Source organism: Chryseobacterium sp., from assembly GCF_041914225.1.
In the GTDB taxonomy this organism is placed as follows: Bacteria; Bacteroidota; Bacteroidia; order Flavobacteriales; family Weeksellaceae; genus Chryseobacterium.
The window spans coordinates 1-3,438 of record NZ_JAYSDT010000103.1 but is presented as its reverse complement, the minus strand read 5'-3'; the positions used below and the strand labels follow the sequence as shown (position 1 = coordinate 3,438).

Below are 3,438 nucleotides of genomic sequence, written 5' to 3'. Positions count from 1 at the left end.
AATAAAAAATGAATTTAGAAGGACGAAAGATTATTGTCAATAAATCATCTAAAGAACTTACCGAGTTGCTGAAATCTCCTGAAAATTATAAAGATTTTATGCCGGATGGTCTTCAGAAATTTGAAACAAGAGATAACGGATTTAAATTCGGATTACAGGGAATGCCGGAGATTGCGTTAAAAATTGACGAAGTGGATGATCACAAAGCTGTTTTAAGATCCGCAAGCTCCAGCCTTGATTTCTCATTAACAGCAACGTTGAACCCGATCAGCGATAATCAGACAGAGGTTCAGATGTTATTTGAAGGAAAATTTAATCCATTCATCAAAATGATGGTAGAAAAGCCGTTACAGAACTTTATCAATACGCTTACTGATAAAATCGAAGCTTATAAATAAAAAAAACCTCCAATTTTGGAGGTTTTTTTTATTTTATGTATTTCTATGCTATAACTCCCGAACAATGATCAGCACTGCTTCCCGTTGCGGAAGACAACACATTGATCTGATTTTTCATTTTTAAAACTCCCATAAAGGCAAATATCAGAGCTTCCTTATAGTCGATAATCTCTTTTTCAGGGATGATTACTTCAGCTTTTGTTTTTGCTCTTATTTTTTCAATCAGAACCGTGTTGTAGGCACCTCCTCCTGTGATCAGGATATCTTTTATATTGTTTGCATTGATGACATTAGAGATCTGTTGGGCGGTGTGCTCTGTAAAAGTAGCCAGCGCATCTGTGATTTCAATATGTTCAAGAGCCGGAAATATATGTTGGCTGCACCATTCAACTCCTAATGATTTCGGATGAGAATGCTGGTAGAAATCTAATGCGTTAAGCTGATTAAGCAGATCTTCATTTATTGTACCTTTTTCCGCCAATGTTCCGTTTTCATCAAAACTCTTGTGGAGCTTCTGAGCCAGGTGATTTAAAACAATATTTACCGGAGCGATATCAAAAGCAATTCTCTTTCCTTCTGATCGCAGGGAAATATTGGAAAATCCGCCAAGATTCAGACAGGCGCTGTATTTTGAGAAAAGTAATTCATCACCTATAGGAACCAGAGGGGCTCCGTTTCCTTTCATCAGGACATCCTGGCTTCTGAAATCATAGATAACGGGTAATCCGGTTTCCAGTTTTATAGCTCTGCCGTCACCGATCTGAAGGGTAAATCTTTTCTGTGGCTGATGAAAAACAGTATGGCCATGAGATGCAATAAGATCGATATTTTCAAGCTGATGCTGATGGATAAATTCTTTAACCTTTTGTCCAAGGTAAAAGCCATATGCTGAATGCAGTTCCAGAAGATCTTCAGCAGCAAGATGAATTGAATTTCTAAGTTTGTTCTCCCAATCTTCAGAATAAGGGAATGTTTCAGCTTTCAGGATTTGAAAGGTCCATTGGTCCTTTTTTTCAAATTCAGCAAAACAGATATCCAAACCGTCCAGACTCGTCCCGGACATCAGTCCAATAGCCAGCGCTTTCATTATTTTCAGGTTTATTTTTTACTTTCAGAAATTCTTTTCGAACTGAAATCTCCTGAATTGTTATAGAACGTGTACTCGGAAAAATCATCTTTGGCAGTCATTCCATTGGCTCCTACCAATGTAGAGCCGTCTTCCATGGTGACATATACCGTATCTTTGGTATAAATTCTGTTTTTTTTCTGATCCCAGTAAATACTCTGCATGGCAAATCTTTGCCCTTCATTGGTTCTTATTCTTACATCGCCTTTGGCTTCATAGAATTTTTTGTATTCAAAAATACGGGCGTACTTCGCTGTAATTCTTCCCGGAACTTTAGGTTTCTTTTTATCAAAAAACTCAATATCAATTCCTTTTCTGGCTACTACATACGGGCTGTCGATCAGCTCATACTTTTCAATAATGGGTGCTTTGGCTTTTAAAGTAACAAAACCGGAGTCACGCTGTATAATATTGGCATTATTGATAATTTGTGAAGGGAAATTCTTGCTTTGGCTGCCATTAGCTTTGGTAAGGTCCTCTTCACAGGATGTCAGTATAAAAAATATAGCACAACTAAAAAGGCATGCTATATTTTTATATGATATTTTTTCTGAAAAATTCATTTTAGTTATAAAGAGTCTTTCTGAACCATTTGTCAGCAAAATTAAAGCCGATTCTCAGATTGACGAAATTCTGGTTGATCAGGTTGTTTTGAAGAGTTCCTCTCTTACCAACTTCCAACCCGATTTCAAGACCGCTCATTCTTGTGATACTGCTGTTTTTGAATGGTAGCATCACACCGGCAGAAATACCGAACTTGTTAATGCTGTTTCCTTCCAGCTTAAGGTTTCCTCTTTCGTAGAATGCTCCATATCTGTAGATCACCCTTGAGAAGTAGCTTCTGAAGTTATTATAGTTAGGAAGATACCATCCTCCTGCAGAAATTCTGTAAGTATCCTGGAAATCAAAAGTTTTACCAAAATAATTGATATCTTCTCCTTTTTTATAATCTATCTGACCAGATACAAACCAATGGTTCTCACTTCCGTACCCAACTCCAAGGGAAGCCTGTAACGGAAGAAGATTTTTGGATTTTGTTTCTTTTTGCTCAATGATTGTTTCTGAACCGGTCATCTTTGTAGTTTCCTGAGCATCAGAATATCTGTAGGTACTGTTGGTGTACTGTGTAGTCATATTACTTGTGTTCCCAAAAGTAGCAGTGGCTCCTACGGTAAACTTCTTGTCAGTACGTGTATTTAAAGTCTGGTAGCTAGTACCAAGCGTAAAATTAAAGTTTCTGATTCTGTTTTTAGTCTCATAGCCATTAACATATTCCCCTACATATGTACCAAGGTTACTGTTGTAGGCACGGAATTCGTTAAGGTCATTAAGATCTCCGAAATAAAGATTTGCTTTTGCTCCCACGGATAATTCCTGGTTGATCTTATAAGAAACAGCAAGCTGTGCGGTATTTAAAGTTCCGCTACCTTTGAAGCTGTTTTTGTAAAGAGGAGTGTTGTCACTGGCAAACTGTTCCGTTACAATATCGTAGCTTTTGGAACTGTATGGCTGGTAAGAGATTCCCATTTTCACTTTTGAAGATAATGGAAAAGCGATCGAAATATTGGAAAGATACGTAGAATGCTTTGTAGATTTCATATCGTTATAGTTCGATTTGAAATAATTGTTTTCGTTGGTAGCTTCCAGTCTGATACTTGTAAGTTCAAAATTGGCGTTATTTGCCGGGTTGGCAAAATTGAAACTACTGGTAAAATCACTTATAAAAGCAGTAGATATACCTCCCATAGAAGTAGTTTCGATCGTATTATCATATTTCACATCTCCAATTCCATAAGCTGCATAAGGAGAGTTGCTTAGACTCTGTGCATTCAGAAAATATCCAACTGATATGAATGATACTACAAAGATTTTTTTCATTCTTTATTTTTAAAACAATGCGCAAATATCTTAAAT

4 protein-coding genes are annotated in these 3,438 nt (G+C 36.9%); 1 reads left to right on the top strand and 3 read right to left on the bottom strand.

What is annotated here, in order from left to right; all coding sequences use genetic code 11:
- Positions 1-8: 8 nt before the first annotated feature.
- Positions 9-398 carry a hypothetical protein gene (locus ACE3RB_RS19845; protein ID WP_002977623.1) on the top strand — a complete coding sequence of 130 codons (390 nt, stop codon included), beginning with the start codon at positions 9-11 and terminating at the stop codon, positions 396-398.
- 43 nt (positions 399-441) lie between these two features.
- On the opposite strand, the gene ACE3RB_RS19840 is transcribed toward ACE3RB_RS19845, so the two are convergent.
- The 3 genes from ACE3RB_RS19840 to ACE3RB_RS19830 are packed head-to-tail and all read right to left on the bottom strand — an operon-like array spanning position 442 to position 3,402.
- Positions 442-1,485 (bottom strand): anhydro-N-acetylmuramic acid kinase, encoded by a 1,044-nt coding sequence (locus ACE3RB_RS19840; protein ID WP_374465790.1) that lies wholly within the window; start codon positions 1,483-1,485, stop codon positions 442-444.
- Between the two features lie 11 nt (positions 1,486-1,496).
- Complete coding sequence (lptC, locus tag ACE3RB_RS19835) at positions 1,497-2,087, bottom strand: LPS export ABC transporter periplasmic protein LptC (protein ID WP_374465789.1); 591 nt, start codon at positions 2,085-2,087, stop codon at positions 1,497-1,499.
- A 1-nt stretch (position 2,088) separates the two neighbouring features.
- Positions 2,089-3,402 carry a hypothetical protein gene (locus ACE3RB_RS19830; RefSeq protein ID WP_374465788.1) on the bottom strand — a complete coding sequence of 438 codons (1,314 nt, stop codon included), beginning with the start codon at positions 3,400-3,402 and terminating at the stop codon, positions 2,089-2,091.
- Between the last annotated feature and the right edge of the window lie 36 nt (positions 3,403-3,438).